At 51.7% G+C, this 14,310-nt stretch carries 14 protein-coding genes; 2 read left to right on the forward strand and 12 right to left on the reverse strand.

The genetic code is table 11. The features are described from left to right. From Q397_RS0110300 to Q397_RS0110315, 4 genes are all read right to left on the reverse strand, one after another. Window positions 1–825 carry an ABC transporter permease gene (locus Q397_RS0110300; RefSeq protein ID WP_028879355.1) on the reverse strand — a complete coding sequence of 275 codons (825 nt, stop codon included), beginning with the start codon at window positions 823–825 and terminating at the stop codon, window positions 1–3. A 4-nt stretch (window positions 826–829) separates the two neighbouring features. Further along, on the reverse strand, window positions 830–2,104 hold the full coding sequence (locus tag Q397_RS0110305; RefSeq protein WP_084149020.1) for an ABC transporter permease: 1,275 nt from the start codon (window positions 2,102–2,104) through the stop codon (window positions 830–832). A gap of 75 nt (window positions 2,105–2,179) precedes the next feature. Then, window positions 2,180–3,220, reverse strand: coding sequence for an ABC transporter substrate-binding protein (locus tag Q397_RS0110310; protein WP_028879357.1), 1,041 nt, complete (start codon window positions 3,218–3,220; stop codon window positions 2,180–2,182). 74 nt (window positions 3,221–3,294) lie between these two features. Further along, on the reverse strand, window positions 3,295–4,398 hold the full coding sequence (locus tag Q397_RS0110315) for an ABC transporter ATP-binding protein (protein ID WP_028879358.1): 1,104 nt from the start codon (window positions 4,396–4,398) through the stop codon (window positions 3,295–3,297). Between the two features lie 312 nt (window positions 4,399–4,710). On the opposite strand from Q397_RS0110315, the gene Q397_RS0110320 reads away from it, so the two are divergent. Beyond that, window positions 4,711–5,001, forward strand: coding sequence for a cupin domain-containing protein (locus Q397_RS0110320; RefSeq protein WP_028879359.1), 291 nt, complete (start codon window positions 4,711–4,713; stop codon window positions 4,999–5,001). 14 nt (window positions 5,002–5,015) lie between these two features. On the opposite strand, the gene mobA is transcribed toward Q397_RS0110320, so the two are convergent. The 7 genes from mobA to Q397_RS0110355 all read right to left on the reverse strand — a co-directional run bounded on the left by mobA (window position 5,016) and on the right by Q397_RS0110355 (window position 11,690). Then, entirely contained in the window at window positions 5,016–5,738 is a 723-nt protein-coding gene (mobA, locus tag Q397_RS21980; RefSeq protein ID WP_084149022.1) for a molybdenum cofactor guanylyltransferase MobA, read from the reverse strand. Beyond that, complete coding sequence (modC, locus tag Q397_RS0110330) at window positions 5,735–6,808, reverse strand: molybdenum ABC transporter ATP-binding protein (RefSeq protein ID WP_028879360.1); 1,074 nt, start codon at window positions 6,806–6,808, stop codon at window positions 5,735–5,737. Before modC ends, mobA begins: the two co-directional genes overlap by 4 nt. Continuing rightward, a complete protein-coding gene (modB, locus tag Q397_RS0110335) occupies window positions 6,805–7,476 on the reverse strand; it encodes a molybdate ABC transporter permease subunit (protein ID WP_028879361.1) in 672 nt (223 codons plus the stop codon). The genes modC and modB overlap by 4 nt, the downstream gene beginning before the upstream one ends. Before the next feature lie 104 nt (window positions 7,477–7,580). Further along, on the reverse strand, window positions 7,581–7,733 hold the full coding sequence (locus Q397_RS24975) for a hypothetical protein (protein WP_156950687.1): 153 nt from the start codon (window positions 7,731–7,733) through the stop codon (window positions 7,581–7,583). A gap of 204 nt (window positions 7,734–7,937) precedes the next feature. Further along, window positions 7,938–9,179 (reverse strand): glycerate kinase type-2 family protein, encoded by a 1,242-nt coding sequence (locus Q397_RS0110345; protein ID WP_028879362.1) that lies wholly within the window; start codon window positions 9,177–9,179, stop codon window positions 7,938–7,940. Beyond that, complete coding sequence (locus tag Q397_RS0110350) at window positions 9,176–9,871, reverse strand: DUF2927 domain-containing protein (protein ID WP_028879363.1); 696 nt, start codon at window positions 9,869–9,871, stop codon at window positions 9,176–9,178. The genes Q397_RS0110345 and Q397_RS0110350 overlap by 4 nt, the downstream gene beginning before the upstream one ends. A 31-nt stretch (window positions 9,872–9,902) precedes the next feature. Continuing rightward, complete coding sequence (locus Q397_RS0110355; protein ID WP_028879364.1) at window positions 9,903–11,690, reverse strand: ABC transporter transmembrane domain-containing protein; 1,788 nt, start codon at window positions 11,688–11,690, stop codon at window positions 9,903–9,905. A gap of 188 nt (window positions 11,691–11,878) precedes the next feature. Between Q397_RS0110355 and Q397_RS0110360 the strand changes: the two genes are divergently transcribed. Then, window positions 11,879–13,045: a type 2 periplasmic-binding domain-containing protein gene (locus Q397_RS0110360; RefSeq protein WP_028879365.1), complete on the forward strand. Its 1,167-nt coding sequence runs from the start codon at window positions 11,879–11,881 to the stop codon at window positions 13,043–13,045. Here Q397_RS0110360 and spbR read toward each other — a convergent pair. Then, the gene (gene spbR, locus Q397_RS0110365; protein ID WP_038013471.1) at window positions 13,042–14,181 is read right to left on the reverse strand and encodes a SpbR family protein; all 1,140 of its coding nucleotides are present in this window, start codon (window positions 14,179–14,181) and stop codon (window positions 13,042–13,044) included. The two genes, Q397_RS0110360 and spbR, sit on opposite strands and share 4 nt — an antisense overlap. Window positions 14,182–14,310: the final 129 nt, after the last annotated feature.

Here is a 14,310-nt window from a genome sequence, read left to right on the forward strand (position 1 = left end):
TTAAGACGGGCTGTTTAGCTTTTCACTACGTCTGCGCAGATATTCCAACACACTCAACAGCGCCAGAGCAAAGGCAATCAGCAAAGTTGCCGCCGCCATAATCGCAGGCGTGATATTCTCTTTGATCCCGTCAAACATCTGGCGCGGCAGGGTGCGTTGTTCCGGCCCTGCAGAAAACAGCACCACAACCACTTCATCAAACGATGTGGCAAAGGCAAACAAAGCGCCTGATACAACACCCGGCAGGATCAACGGCAAGACCACGGCAAAAAAGACCTTCACCGGATTGGCGCCCAAGCTGGACGCGGCGCGCATCAACGTATTGTCAAACCCTTGAAGCGTTGCCGTCACGGTAATCACAACAAATGGCGCGCCCAAGGCAGTGTGCGCAAGGATCAACCCCGTGTAAGTCGCGTTCAGGCCGATTTCCGCAAAGAAGAAATACAGGCCCAAAGCAGAGATCACGATGGGCACAATCATCGGGGACACCAACAACGCGTTGACCGCCCCTTTGCCACGGAAGTTCGCCTGCGTCAAACCCATGGCCGCCATAGTCCCTAAAACAGTCGCAAGGAAAGCCGAGGCCGAACCGATGATCAGACTGTTTTTAATGGCCCGTACCCAGACTTCCGACTGGAAAACTTCTGCGTACCAGCGAAGTGAGAACCCATCGAGCGGATAGCTTAAGAAGCTGGATCCATTAAACGACAGCGGCATAATGACGAGGATCGGGAGGACGAGGAACAACAGCCCCCCACCCGCAATCGTCAGGAAGGTATAGAACCAGACTTTTTGTCCGAATGTGGCGTATGGTTGTAGCTTCATTGGATTATCCCATTTTCACGCCGGATGCACCGGTCAGTCGGTTGTAAATCGAGAACAAGATCATGGTTGTCACCAGCAGGACCATCCCCAATGCGGACGCCAGACCCCAGTTCAGGGTGCTGTTTGCATGGTTTGCGATGAAATAGCTGAGCATCTGATCTTGCGGGCCACCGATCAACGCCGGTGTGATGTAATACCCAATCGCCAGAATAAACGCGAGAATACCACCCGCCCCGATCCCCGGCAGGGTTTGCGGCAGATAAACACGCACAAACGCAATCGCCGGATGGGCACCCAGACTTTCGGCCGCCCGCATATAAGCCGGTGAAATGGATGTCATCACACTATAAAGCGGCAGGACCACGAACGGCACCAGCAGATGCAAAAAGGCGATATAGACACCGGGGCGCGCAAACAAGAGCGTCATCGGTTCGTTAATCAAGCCCAAATTAATCAGCGTGCTATTCACCACCCCGTTCTTTTGTAACAAGACAACCCACGCACTTGTGCGCACCAACAAGGACGTCCAGAACGGCAACAACACGCAAAACATCAACAGGTTGGATACTTTGGAAGAGGTATTTGCCAGCAGATAGGCAATCGGAAAACCGATCAGCAGACTGCCAACAGTCACAACCCCTGCAATCCACATGGTACGCCAGAAGATGTTGGTATAAATCGCCTGACCTTCCGGCACACTTGTAATCTGCCCTTCGTCATTGATCTTCATATCAAAGGCATTGAGCACATAAAATGGCGTGAGGGAGCTGGAGGCGCGCTTTAACGCCTGCCAATAGCGTAGATCGGCCCAACGTTTATCCGCCTTGATAAAGTCATCCATCGTCGCCATTGCTGGCTGCGTGCTGTTAAACTTACGGGCCGTCCGCGTTACGAGAGAACGCATGCCCGACACATCATAGTTCAGACGCTTTGCAACGGTAGAGGCCGTCTTATCTTCATAGGCTTTGACCAAATCGGATGCAAAGGCGGTAGTCAACGCTGTCGTCGGCGTGCTTTCCCCATCCCAATTGCTCAGTTCAATCGCCGTTTGCGGCAGGTTATCCACCACTTCCGGGTTATCAATGGCACGCCACATCATAATGGCGATCGGGATAGCAAAGACGCCAAGAATAAATAGAAACAACGGCGCGATCAGGGCCATCGCACGATATTTGCGCATGCGCTCCGCGCGCTTGAGCTTTAGCTTAAGAGGAATTTCATCTTCCCCTTGAGCTAAACCTTCCGACTGATTGTTATTATTTGTCGAAACTTGTTCCATTATCCATCAACACTCAAAATAGGGTAAAGGGAGGCGGGGAAGGAACCAGTCTTCCCCGCACCTGTATATTCTGGATTATTTCGCAGCCCAGGAATTGAAGCGTTCGTTCAGTTCCTGTTCGAAATCAAGCCAGAATGACGTGTCGTTCGCCAAAGCGTTTTCAAGGTTTGCTTTGTCTGTCGGCAAATCAGCACTCAACGCTGCCGGAATTTGGGCAATCGCTTTTGTGTTTGTCACACCGTAAGGAATACCTTCCGGGAATTTGACCTGATTTTCAGCCTGAGATGCAAATGCAACGAAATCCATCGCTTTATCTTTATTCTCAGAACCGGCAACAACAGCCCAGGAGTCAACCGCGTAGATTTGACCATCCCAAGAGATTTTGAAGTTTTTGCCTTCTTTGTTGGCGTTTGTGATACGGCCGTTGTAAGCCGTTGTCATCACAACGTCACCAGACGCCAGCCATTCCGGCGGCTGCGCACCAGCTTCCCACCACTGGATGTTGGCTTTCAACTCGTCCAGTTTCGCAAATGCACGGGCCTGACCTTCTGCTGTTTCCAGTACAGAATAAACGTCACCCGGTGCCACACCGTCCGCCATCAACGCGATTTCGAGGTTGAATTTCGCGCCTTTACGCAGACCACGTTTGCCCGGATATTTTTTCACATCCCAGAAGTCCGCCCAGTTTTTCGGGCCGTCTTTCAACGCATCGCCGTCATATGCCAAAGCAACGGACCATACGTAGGAACCAACACCACATTCGCTAACAGCCGGACCGATAAATTCAGCTTTATCGCCCACTTTGTCCCAAGCGATCGGCTCGAACAGACCGTTTTCACAACCGCGCAACAGGTCCGGTGCTTCTACCAAAATAGCGTCCCAAGTGACGGAGTTTGTGTCGACCATCGCCTTGATTTTCGCCAGACCACCGTTGTAGCTATCTTCAATTACAGGCGCACCGCTTTTTTCGGAAAACGGTTTGAAGTAAACATTGCTATGTACTTCCTGAGACGCGCCGCCCCAACCAACAACAGTTAAATCGCGCGCTTGTGCCGTCATAGACGCAGACGCCAAAAGTGCCCCCGTCGCAATCGTCAAAGATAAAAGTTTCTTCATTGACATGAACTTTCCCATGATAAAGTTAAGTTAAAGATAGTTAGTCTTTGGGCAGGTTTGTCCCGCCTTTTGCCTTATGCCGAGATTGGGTCCAATGCCCGGCAGTCATTCTCTGAAAACCCGACGAAAATCTTATGCCCGGGATTTAGATCAGCATGAATGTTCCCAGAACGAATCATCGCTCTGAAATCCTTTTGACCGGCAACATCCAGTGACACACGCACGTGGTTGCCGTGATAAATTGTTTCAATAACTGTGGCTTCAAACACATTGGTCGCCGTTGGGCGCTCCTCGCTCAGCTGCACACGTTCCGGGCGGATCGACACAGAGGTTCTCGCCCCTGATTGACCGGCAATCACATTTTGTGCCGTGATCTCCGCACCGTTGGGCAGCTTGACCGCACATTCCCGACCTTCTGCGCGTAAAACTTCACCACACAGGGTATTTGTCTCCCCGATGAAATTCGCCACGAAACTGTTGGCAGGGCGTTCATAAAGTTCTGCCGGTGGCTCGATCTGCTGGATGATGCCGTCATTAAAAACAGCAACACGATCAGACATGGTCAAAGCCTCGTCTTGATCGTGCGTAACAAAAACCATCGTAACACCCAGATTTTCATGGATATGCTTGATTTCAATCTGCATCTGTTCACGTAATTTCTTATCCAACGCGCCCAGTGGTTCATCCATCAAGACCAGCTGCGGCTCGAACACCAACGAGCGCGCCAAGGCAACCCGTTGCTGCTGACCGCCGGACAACTGACCGGGACGACGATCCGCAAAGCTGCCCAGCTGCACCATTTCCAGCGCGCGGATGGCTTGCTTCTTCGCATCTGTCTTATTGATCTTACGCACGGTCAGCGGAAAAGCGACGTTTTCAGCAACGCTCATATGTGGGAACAGAGCATAATTTTGGAACACCACACCAATGTCACGTTTATGCGGCGGCACATTATTAATCGCCTGCCCGTTTAACAGGATGTCACCATGGGTCGGCGTTTCAAACCCTGCCAGCATCATCAGGCAGGTACTTTTGCCGGACCCACTCGGGCCAAGGAGCGTCAGGAATTCACCGCGCTGAATGTCTAGGTTAAGCTTTTTAACGACCAGATGTTCACCATCATAGGTTTTTTGAACATCCACAAATCTCACCAATGGATCGTTGACTGTCACAGTCATAAATGAAAACCCCTATTGCCTACCCATACATATTTTAGTTCGTACAGGCCGTTTGTTTAATAATTTTGCAAAAGGGTACACGCAATGTTTATTATTTCAATACAAAATTATCATTTTCGTGTAATAATTTTGTCTTTCTGCACTGCAACAGAAAATTCACAGCCAAAAGCTGTAAGAAAGCTTAGACGTTGTGCAACTGCACACTTGATGTGCTGATTTTTTAAACACTAACAAACCAAATGATCGATGCTTTAAGTCTCATTTATCCAAGAATCTTAAATCAGGATCGACAAATTACAAAGAGGAAATACCATGTTTGATACAGATATTGATTTTATCCTGACAAACCAGATCGAAAATGATCGGGTCAGTGTCAATCACCTGTTCTTCCCCGCCAAGGCTCAGACCAAATGGCACCGCCATGAACGCGACTACGTGATCGTCCCCATGGAAGATGCCATCTTAAAAATGGAAAGTACCGATGGCGTCAAAGATGCCAAGCTGAGCCGTGGGCAATGTTATTACCGCGATCAGGGCGTGGAACATAACGTCTATAACCCCAATGACTTTGACGTCACCCTGATCGAGATTGAGATCAAATAAGCCTGATGTTCTTCCTACCCTTTGCGCAGGTTTTGCACAAACTCACTGAGTTGACGATCCAGTCTTTCCGCCTGTGTCTGCAACTCATCCGAGGCCGTCAAAACCTGCTGGGATCGCCCGACATTGCTTTGCGCACCTTCTTTCACCTCCGCAACGGTTGACGACACCAAATCTTCCGGATGGTTGGCGTTAAAGAAAGGGTCTTTCTCCTCCACCGCCCATTCCACCGTCTGGTATCGGTACCGTGCGATCCATTTTTTCATCTTGCGCACATCTTCTTGAACCAGCGCCCGTTCCAACGCCCCAGACAATGACGTGGGCCATATCCCCACCACCGGATGATCAAACCCACCCGAACGGGCAATGACGATTTCGCCAGTTCCCTCTTTAATCGGTGCCATCAGGCGCTCAACCAAATCATGGGGCAAAAAGGGTGTGTCCGTGGGGACTGACAATATATAGTCATATGCCTTTAACGCCTGCATCCCCGCCAGGATCCCGGCAAGCGGCCCCACATGGCCTGCCACCGGATCGGATATAACGGGAAACCCCAAATGATCAAAACGTGATGCGTCACCATTGGCGTTAATCACCAGCTTGTCCACTTGCGGGGCAACACAGGCGATCACCCGCTCAATGATCGGCTGTCCGTCAATGCACTTAAATCCTTTATCCCCGCCGCCCATGCGGGTGGCTAATCCACCAGCTAACAGGACGCATCCGATTTGTTCCCTCATTTTTTCCTACGCTCCACCATGGAGACACCTTTGACCTGCGCATAGACCGTCTGCCCGACCTGAAAATCAAACTTGCGCAAAGATCGGGTGGTAATCCGTGCGATCAGTTTTGCCTGCCCCATTTCCAACACCACGTTGACGCGGGCTTCATCAATGGCGGCGATCTCTACAATCTTGCTATCAAACACGTTCAAAATCGTGGTTTGCGACGGTTTTTCCCGCGCAAGACTGACATCCGTTGCCAAAATCCGCACCCGACGGCGCTCCCCGATCGGGGCGACAAAACCGGGGACATACAAGGTTTTGTCCGCAACCTGCAACGTGCTGAGATGATCTGCGTCATCAAAGGCCGCAACCTCTGCTTCCAGCACACTCGCGGTTTTGGAGCTTTTGGCGATAAACAATTTCGGGTCCGCCAGCATGTCCAGTAAAGGGCCGCTTTGAGTCACCCGCCCTTTTTCCATCAACAGCATGTAATCCGCGAGCCGCTCCACCTCCTGACTATCGTGGGAGATATAAACAACGGGAATGGACAAGGCTTCGTGCATTTTTTCCAGATAGGGGATGATCTCATCCTTGCTAAACCGATCCAGCGCACTGAGTGGTTCATCCATCAACAGCAGGCGCGGACTGGACAATAACGCCCGTGCAATCGCCACGCGTTGACGTTCCCCCCCGGATAAAGTCCGCACAGGACGATCCAGCAAGTGATCGATTCCCATCAAACCGGAAATATCGGACAATTGCGGCCCGCGCTGATCGCGCGTGCGTTTTTGCGCAAACAGCACATTGCCTTTCACGTCCAAATGATCAAACAGATTGGCATCCTGAAAAACATAGCCAATGGGTCGTTTGTGGGGCGGTAAAAACGTCCGGTCATCCTGCCAGACCTCGCCATCAACCAACAGATGCCCGTCAGCCACCCGTTCCAACCCGGCGAGACAGCGCAGCACGGTGGTTTTGCCGCAGCCGGATTGTCCAAACAAGGCACTGACGCCTTGCATGTTCAGACTAAATTCTGCATCCAGATGAAAATCGTCAAACTGCCCTTTAAACCGTGCGGTGATCATGCACCCCTCCGGACCGCACGCAGGCGTTTTTCAAGGACCATCATCACCAAAATCACAACAAAACTAAAGCCCAGCATCCCAGCAGACAGGATATGGGCCTGCGTCCATTCCAGATTTTCCACATGATCATAAATGGCGATGGACAGCACTTTGGTTTCACTGGGGATATTGCCGCCAATCATCAAGACCACGCCAAATTCCCCGACCGTATGAGCAAAACCCAACACAGCACCCGTCATCAATCCGGGCCGTGCCAACGGCAGCGCCACATTAAAAAACGCATCCAACGGGCCTGCACGCAAGGTCGCTGCGGCCTCCAAGGGTTTATTACCAATGGCTTCAAAGGCATTGCGCACGGGCTGCACCACAAACGGCAGGGAATAAACCACAGACCCGACCACAAGTCCGGCAAAACTAAACGGCAACGCCTGACCAAACACACTCACCGCCCATTGCCCCAAGGGACTTTGCGGTCCCAAAGCAATCAACAGATAAAACCCCAACACGGTTGGTGGCAGCACCAGCGGCAATGCCACGATCGCGCCGATGGGTTCTTTGAAAACACTATGGGTGCGTGCCAGCCACCACGCCAAAGGCGTGCCGATCAACAACAGGATCAGCGTTGTTAGCCCCGCCAGTTTTATCGTCAGGAGAATTGGATCAAGCATTGATACATCCACACAAATTCGGTGATGCATTTAAGCAATGCTGTCAAAGATATGCAATGATTTTACCCGCCCCCCGGTAAATGAGGACCCCGGCGTCAATGACGCTAGCGCTGGTGCAGGTTTTCTTCCTTCGGGATCAGCAGAAAATGTTGCGGGATCGTTTTCACAAATTCCAGAAATTTGACCATTTCTTCACGACCAATGATCACACCGGGATTTTGCCTCAAATCAGCCTGAACGTATTTTTCGTCTAGCATCTCGATAACTCCTTTGACGTTCTGTCAACCTAACGAGTTAGCCCCCTGAAAGGCCATTTTTGGATGGTTCAACGCCAGCCTTTTCAAAAACTGTATCGCCATTCCCACACCCTGCCAAGGGAAAATACGTAATTATCAAAAGTTAAATTTTAAGAAAACAAATAACCAATAAATTTCATCATATTAGTGAATTCATACCGACCTTTATTTTTTAGGGGCAATATAGATCGCGCGAAAATCATTCACATTTGTCAAAGTTGGCCCCGGAATAAATAGATCATCCAAGGCTTTAAAAAAATCATAAGACAGGTTTTCGTCCAGATGATGATGAAGGTCCAGCCCCCGTTTTTCCATACGTTCAAGGCTGGTCGGATCAAACCACGCGCCCGCATTGTCTTCGGACCCATCAATCCCGTCCGTATCCGCCGCCAAGGCATAAACACCGTGCACACCGCGCAACTGATCACACAGCGCCAGTATAAACTCCGCATTTGGCCCGCCGCGCCCCTGAGGATTTTTAATCGTCACCGTTGCTTCCCCACCGCTTAGGAGCAGACATGGCGGTTTGATCGGCTGCCCGTGATCCTGAATTTGGCGCACAATTGCCGCATGGACCTTGGCAACTTCGCGCGCTTCACCTTCTATGCGATCGCTCAGGATCATCGCAGGGATAGCTTGTTGCACCGCCAAATCAGCCGCCCCTTGCAGGGATGTCTGCGGGGTCGCAATCAGCCGGTAGGTCATATTCTCCCAACAGGGATCATCCGGTTTGACGCTTTCCTGTAATTTGTCGTCATAGCCTTTGATGCCATAGCGCTGCAAAATTGCCGTTGCATCGGCAACACTTGTGCCATCCGCCACGGTCGGGCCAGACGCAATCACACTCGGGTCATCCCCCGGCACATCAGAGATCGCAAGGCTTAACACCCGTGCCGGATAACAGGCCTTTGCCAATCGCCCGCCCTTGATGGCACTCAGATGTTTGCGCACGCAGTTGATCTCGTCAATCGTTGCTCCGCTATGGAGCAATGCCTTATTGACGGCTTGCTTTTCTTCAAGGCTCACGCCGTCCAGCGGTAAGCTCAGGAGGGCCGATCCCCCGCCAGAGATCAGGGCGATGACCAGATCATCAGCCCCTAGCCCCTCTACCATCTCCTTCATCCGAGCCGCGCCCGCTTGCCCTGCGGCATCGGGTACGGGATGGGCAGCTTCCACCACCTCGATAAATCGGGTTGGGACGTTATGACCATAACGGGTAATCACAAGACCGCTAACCGGACCTTCCCATAAATTCTCAAGGGCACGGGCCATCTTTGCCGCCCCTTTTCCCGCACCGATGACGGTAACTTTTTGCGTGCGGTCCTGTGGCAAATGACGATCCAGCACAACATCCGCATCCGCCAGACGCACCGACTCATTAAATAACGCTGTCAGAAAATCTCTCATTCGCGTTGTGACTTCTTTTTGGAGATCCCCTCCAAGATATCGCGCATGACATCGCGCAGGATCGGTTGCGCCTCCTCGACCTTCAGGCCCGGGCGCATACGCGGGTCATACAAAGCTTTCAACAGAATCAGGTCTGAAACCGACATGCTGGTCCGGTCCGACTGCTCATTAAAGATCGAGTTTTCAATGATATTGCTGTCATTGGTCAGGCCAAACAGCTGCACCGTTTCTTCCACAATACAATGCATTGTCTTATCTTCACGATCTGACGGGATCAAGGCTTGGGCAAAGGTAATGGCATGTGTCTTTGAACTGCCTTTCATGGTGCCTTGGCAGTTAATGCCCTTTTTCAATTTTTTAGCCAGCTCGGCCTGCGGATGAAAGCTGATGTGCAGATTGACCTTATCGCCCTTTTTGGCTTGGCGCATATCCAGCTTGGTCATCTTTTTGATTTTAGTCAGAACCGAGCCCAGCTGCTTTAAATTTTCCTTGCTGCCCGAATTGGTGACGGCAAAGACAATCGGTCCCTGCCATTTAACCAACGGTTTAGGTTCGCGTCCCTGCTTGCCTTCTTCATGAATAAAGACGACTGCGTTAAAATGTTTAATCAGGTTGTCCAGATTGACGGTTTGTTGTTCTGCCTGTGCTGTGCCTGTCCACAGCATTGTCATCAGGATAAAAAACCACTTCATAGGACCCCCATATCATTTTTAACTGTTGGCCCTATTGTGGCACATCCGCTGAAAACTGCAACTTTGCCAAACGGGTATAAAGCGCATTTGTCTCCAAAAGGCTGGCATGGGTGCCGATGGCCTGAATTTCACCATCCGCGACGACACAAATCCGATCCGCCCCCACAACCGTTGCCAGACGGTGCGCGATAATCAAAGTGGTACGCCCGACCATCAGACGATCCAGCGCTTCCTGCACAATGCGTTCATTCTCAGAATCCAACGCACTGGTTGCTTCGTCCAACAACAGAATCGCCGGATCCCGCAACAAGGCCCGCGCAATAGACAAGCGTTGACGTTGGCCGCCAGACAAGCGCGTCCCTTTCTCGCCCAAAAACGTGCCAAACCCGTCCGGCAATTTCTCCAGAAACTCCGTTGCCTGTGCGGCATCGGCTGCGGCACGGACTTCCTCATCCGTGGCATCGGGGCGACCGTAGCGAATATTCTCCCACGCATTTGCGGAAAAAATCATCGGATCTTGCGGCACCAATGCCATGCGTCGTCGGACTTCAAGCGGGTCTGCCTCTGCCACATCCACGCCATCGACTTTCAAATGTCCCCTTTCCACATCAAAGAAGCGTAACAGCAACTGCATGATGGTGGTTTTTCCCGCGCCGCTTGGCCCGACAAGGGCAACCGTTTCGCCCGGTTTGATCTCCAGCGTAATATCTTTTAGCGCCAGTTGATCCGGTCGGGACGGATATCTAAAGCTCACCTTTTCAAAGGCCACATGACCTTGATGCGGGACCGGAAGTGCCTTGGGGTTTTCAGGCGCTTTAATTTCAATATCCGTATCCAGCAGTTCCACCAATCGCTCGGTTGCGCCTGCCGCGCGTTGTAATTCACCCATCACTTCGGAGATCACGCCCACGTTAAACGCAACCATGGTCGCGTAAAACAAAAAGGCCGCCAGTTCACCGCCTGTGATGGTCCCATCCATCACATCACGCCCACCGACCCATAACACCCCACCGATAGCGCCGAACACCAACAGGATAACAGTTGCCGTTAAGACACTGCGTGCCTGAATGCGCCGCACGGCAGCGTCAAACGCGCCTGTGACTTCCGCGCCAAAGCGGTTTTGATCCACCTGTTCGTGGGTGAAGGCTTGCACGGTACTGATGGCATTGATGGTTTCTTCCGCAAAGGCACCGACATCGGCGATTTTGTCCTGACTTTCCTTCGACAGTTTGCGCACACGACGTCCATAGACGATGATCGGCACAACCACAATCGGCACAACCAGCAGCACCAGTCCGGTCAATTTGACGTTGGTGATAAACAGCATGATGATCCCGCCCACCAAGTTCATCCCGTTGCGCAACGCCATAGACACGCTGGAGCCAATAACGGACTGTAACAGGGTCGTATCGGTGGTCAGGCGCGACAGGATTTCGCCGGTCTTGGTGACTTCAAAGAAGCTGGCATGCAGGGACAGAATCCGTTTAAACACCGCCTCGCGAATATCCGCGACCGCACGCTCCCCGATCCACGACACCATATAAAAACGTACAAAAGTACCGAGCGCCATCAACACCGCCACCCCAAGCAGCACCAGCAACGCCTGATCAAGGGCCTGCGGATTTTGTGCACTAAAGCCTGCATCAATCAGTTGTTTTAGACCTTGCCCCAACCCCAATGTCGCCAATACGGTCAATGTCAGGGCCACAAAAGCGATCAGAACTCGCAAACGATAGGGCTTTAAAAACGAGAAAAGGCGAACCAGCACATGCAGGTTTTTACTTTTGGGTCGATCGGCCGTTCGGGGGTTGGGAGCCACAGAAATCTTCCTTTATAATAATGTGATCGACCTTTATAGCGAACTTGTCCTGACTTTTCTGTGAAAAACTTAACAACCGCCTGTTCACGCTCACTGGTTTCAGGTCCCCTCATTCATGCCCTTGCCGATAGAGGGGAATTGGGCTACCTTCTGTGTCCAATTTTGCAGAAACCAAGCAGGAGCCTAAGATGCGCAATGCATTGATCGGGGTAATCATCGGTCTGGTGGTGGGTATCGTCCTTGGCGTTACCATATTGACCCCGCAATTGAAGACGCATGCCGCTTCTAAATCCGTTCTCAATGAACGGGATCTGAAAAAAGATGTCCCGGTGGAAACCGCCACTGTCCTCTCTGCTTTGCAAGACGGGGATGCGATCCATTGGCGCTCGGCTCCCCCTTTCCCGTCGGACCGCCCGAATGTGGCGACACAGGCTCATCAATATGCCAAACAATTGGCCCTGGTGTCCGGCGATAAAATGATCCTGCCCGTCCTGCCTGCAAAAGAAGTGATTGCCGCCGATAGTCTGTTTGCCGCCCTTGCTTCCGGTCGGATTGATGCGCTGTTTTCCACAGCCGATATCGCCATTCACAAAGAACCTGCCCTGAAAGTCTTTTCCGCCCTTCCCTTTGGTCCAAGCCCGCAAGACACACTGGCATGGCTGCAAGTCGGCAATGGGGAAAAGACCCTGCAAGACCTGTTTAGCGGACACAATATCCAAGCCCTTGTCTGTGGGTATCTGGCGCCTGAAGCTGGCGGCTGGTTCGTAAATGAAATCAGAGGCACCGAAGATATGAAGGGCCTGCGCATCCGCATCAATGGTCTGGGGGCCAAGGTTTGGGAAAAGGTGGGCGCTGAAGTTTCCCGGCTTTCTTCTGAAGAAATTATGGCCGCGTTTGATCAGGACCAATTGGACGCAGCGGTCTTTTCCACCCCTGCTGTTGACGCAAAAGCCGGTTTCGCAAAGTTTGCCAAAAACTATTACTATCCGGGATGGCAAAATCAGGGGCAGCCGCTGCTGCTGCTGGTCAACGCACGCGCTTGGAAACGTCTGGATCAGGCCCGACAAACTTTATTGAAAGCGACCTGTGATCAACAAACCACCCTCAGCCACGCCCGCACCGCCGCACTACAGGTGCAAGGGCTAAGCGACATTGCCAAACAGCAAGTCGCCTTGCGTCGCATGCCAACCTTTGTGGTTGATCGTTTGGAGAAAGAATGGCTGGGCGTCCTTGCAGAAGAAGCACGCCGCAATCAGACCTTCCGCGAAACATGGGAAGATCTGAACAGCTTCATCAAAAACAGAAAAACATGGACCGAGATCAGCCGCGTTAAAATTCTGGAACGTGATTATTAAACGCGAGGATCCAACGCCAAGGCGCCCGGCAATTCGTTGACCTTCCCCAATAAATAATCAAGGTCGTCGGAGTCGATCTCGACGCCCAGTTCTTCATACTGGGTCATGATCCGTTCAATCATCCGGCGCATATAGCGTTCGCGGTCGTTTTCCTCGCCGTCATATTCGTTTTCATAGGCCACATCCAAAGCAACTCGGATCAAGGGGAAGACGTTTTCCGGCAGACCGGTTGTGCGGTACACCCCTTCTACCCCTTTCATGCCGCCATCACGCAACAGGATGCGCGCATTCTCAGCGGGGATCGACGCCAGTTCAACCAACGCCGCTTCAAAGAATGCCACATCCCCAATACAAAGAGAACGCATGACAATTGACAGGGTCAAACGTCCATTGCGGTTCATGGAGTGAACAAGAGTTCCCAGATCGGCGTCACTGGATCCTTCCGACAGGCCCAAAGTGGCCTTTTCCCGGCTATGCAACACAAGGTCCATCGCCATATGGGGGGAAAGCTCGTGTTTCGTGACCAGACGTTCGCGATATTTTTCCGAGACGACAGAAACAAGACGTTCAGAAATTGCCAGCGGGAGGTAAGACCGATTAACCATCCCGTCCTGCACCCGATCACTTTTCCCAAACTGATCGACGACCTTATGAAAAGTCGCATCCGAAATATCCGCCCCCTCGTTAGACACCAACGTCGCCACCACCTCGTCATCACCATTGGCAACCAGCGCATCGGACAGCGATTGAGAGACCGTGGCACGATTAGCGATCGCGGCCTGCTTGCCCGACCCTTGTGTCTGGACCAGCTCCAGCAAATCTTCTTCGCTTAACACATCGGAAAATTCCAGCACCGGCAAGGAAACCGATTCCACGTCTTTTGCCAGTGACAACGCCACATCGTTGGGCAAAGAAGGATTGTCTTTCAAGTTTTCCGACAAGGCTTCCCGAACCCTGACTTCCGCATCACGCATCAGCAGGCGAAAAATCTCTTCTGCCAGCGTGCGCTCCTGATCACTCAGGTGATGGGAAAAGTCACGCGCGACTTTGGCGGCTGTTTCAATGCGTGCCTCACCGGAAGGATTCGATAGCAAGTTCGACACATCTTTTTGTGATAACACTTTCGAGGCGGTCATAATCGTCTTTCCTTACCAATGGGGCGTATATCTTATTTATTCACAATGTAGACTATATCGAAAGATTTTTTTTATGACCATCAAGAAAAACCGCCTCTCCTCCCTCCATATTATAAGTCAGGAAAGATA

The organism is Terasakiella pusilla DSM 6293, from assembly GCF_000688235.1.
In the GTDB taxonomy this organism is placed as follows: domain Bacteria; phylum Pseudomonadota; class Alphaproteobacteria; order Rhodospirillales; family Terasakiellaceae; genus Terasakiella; species Terasakiella pusilla.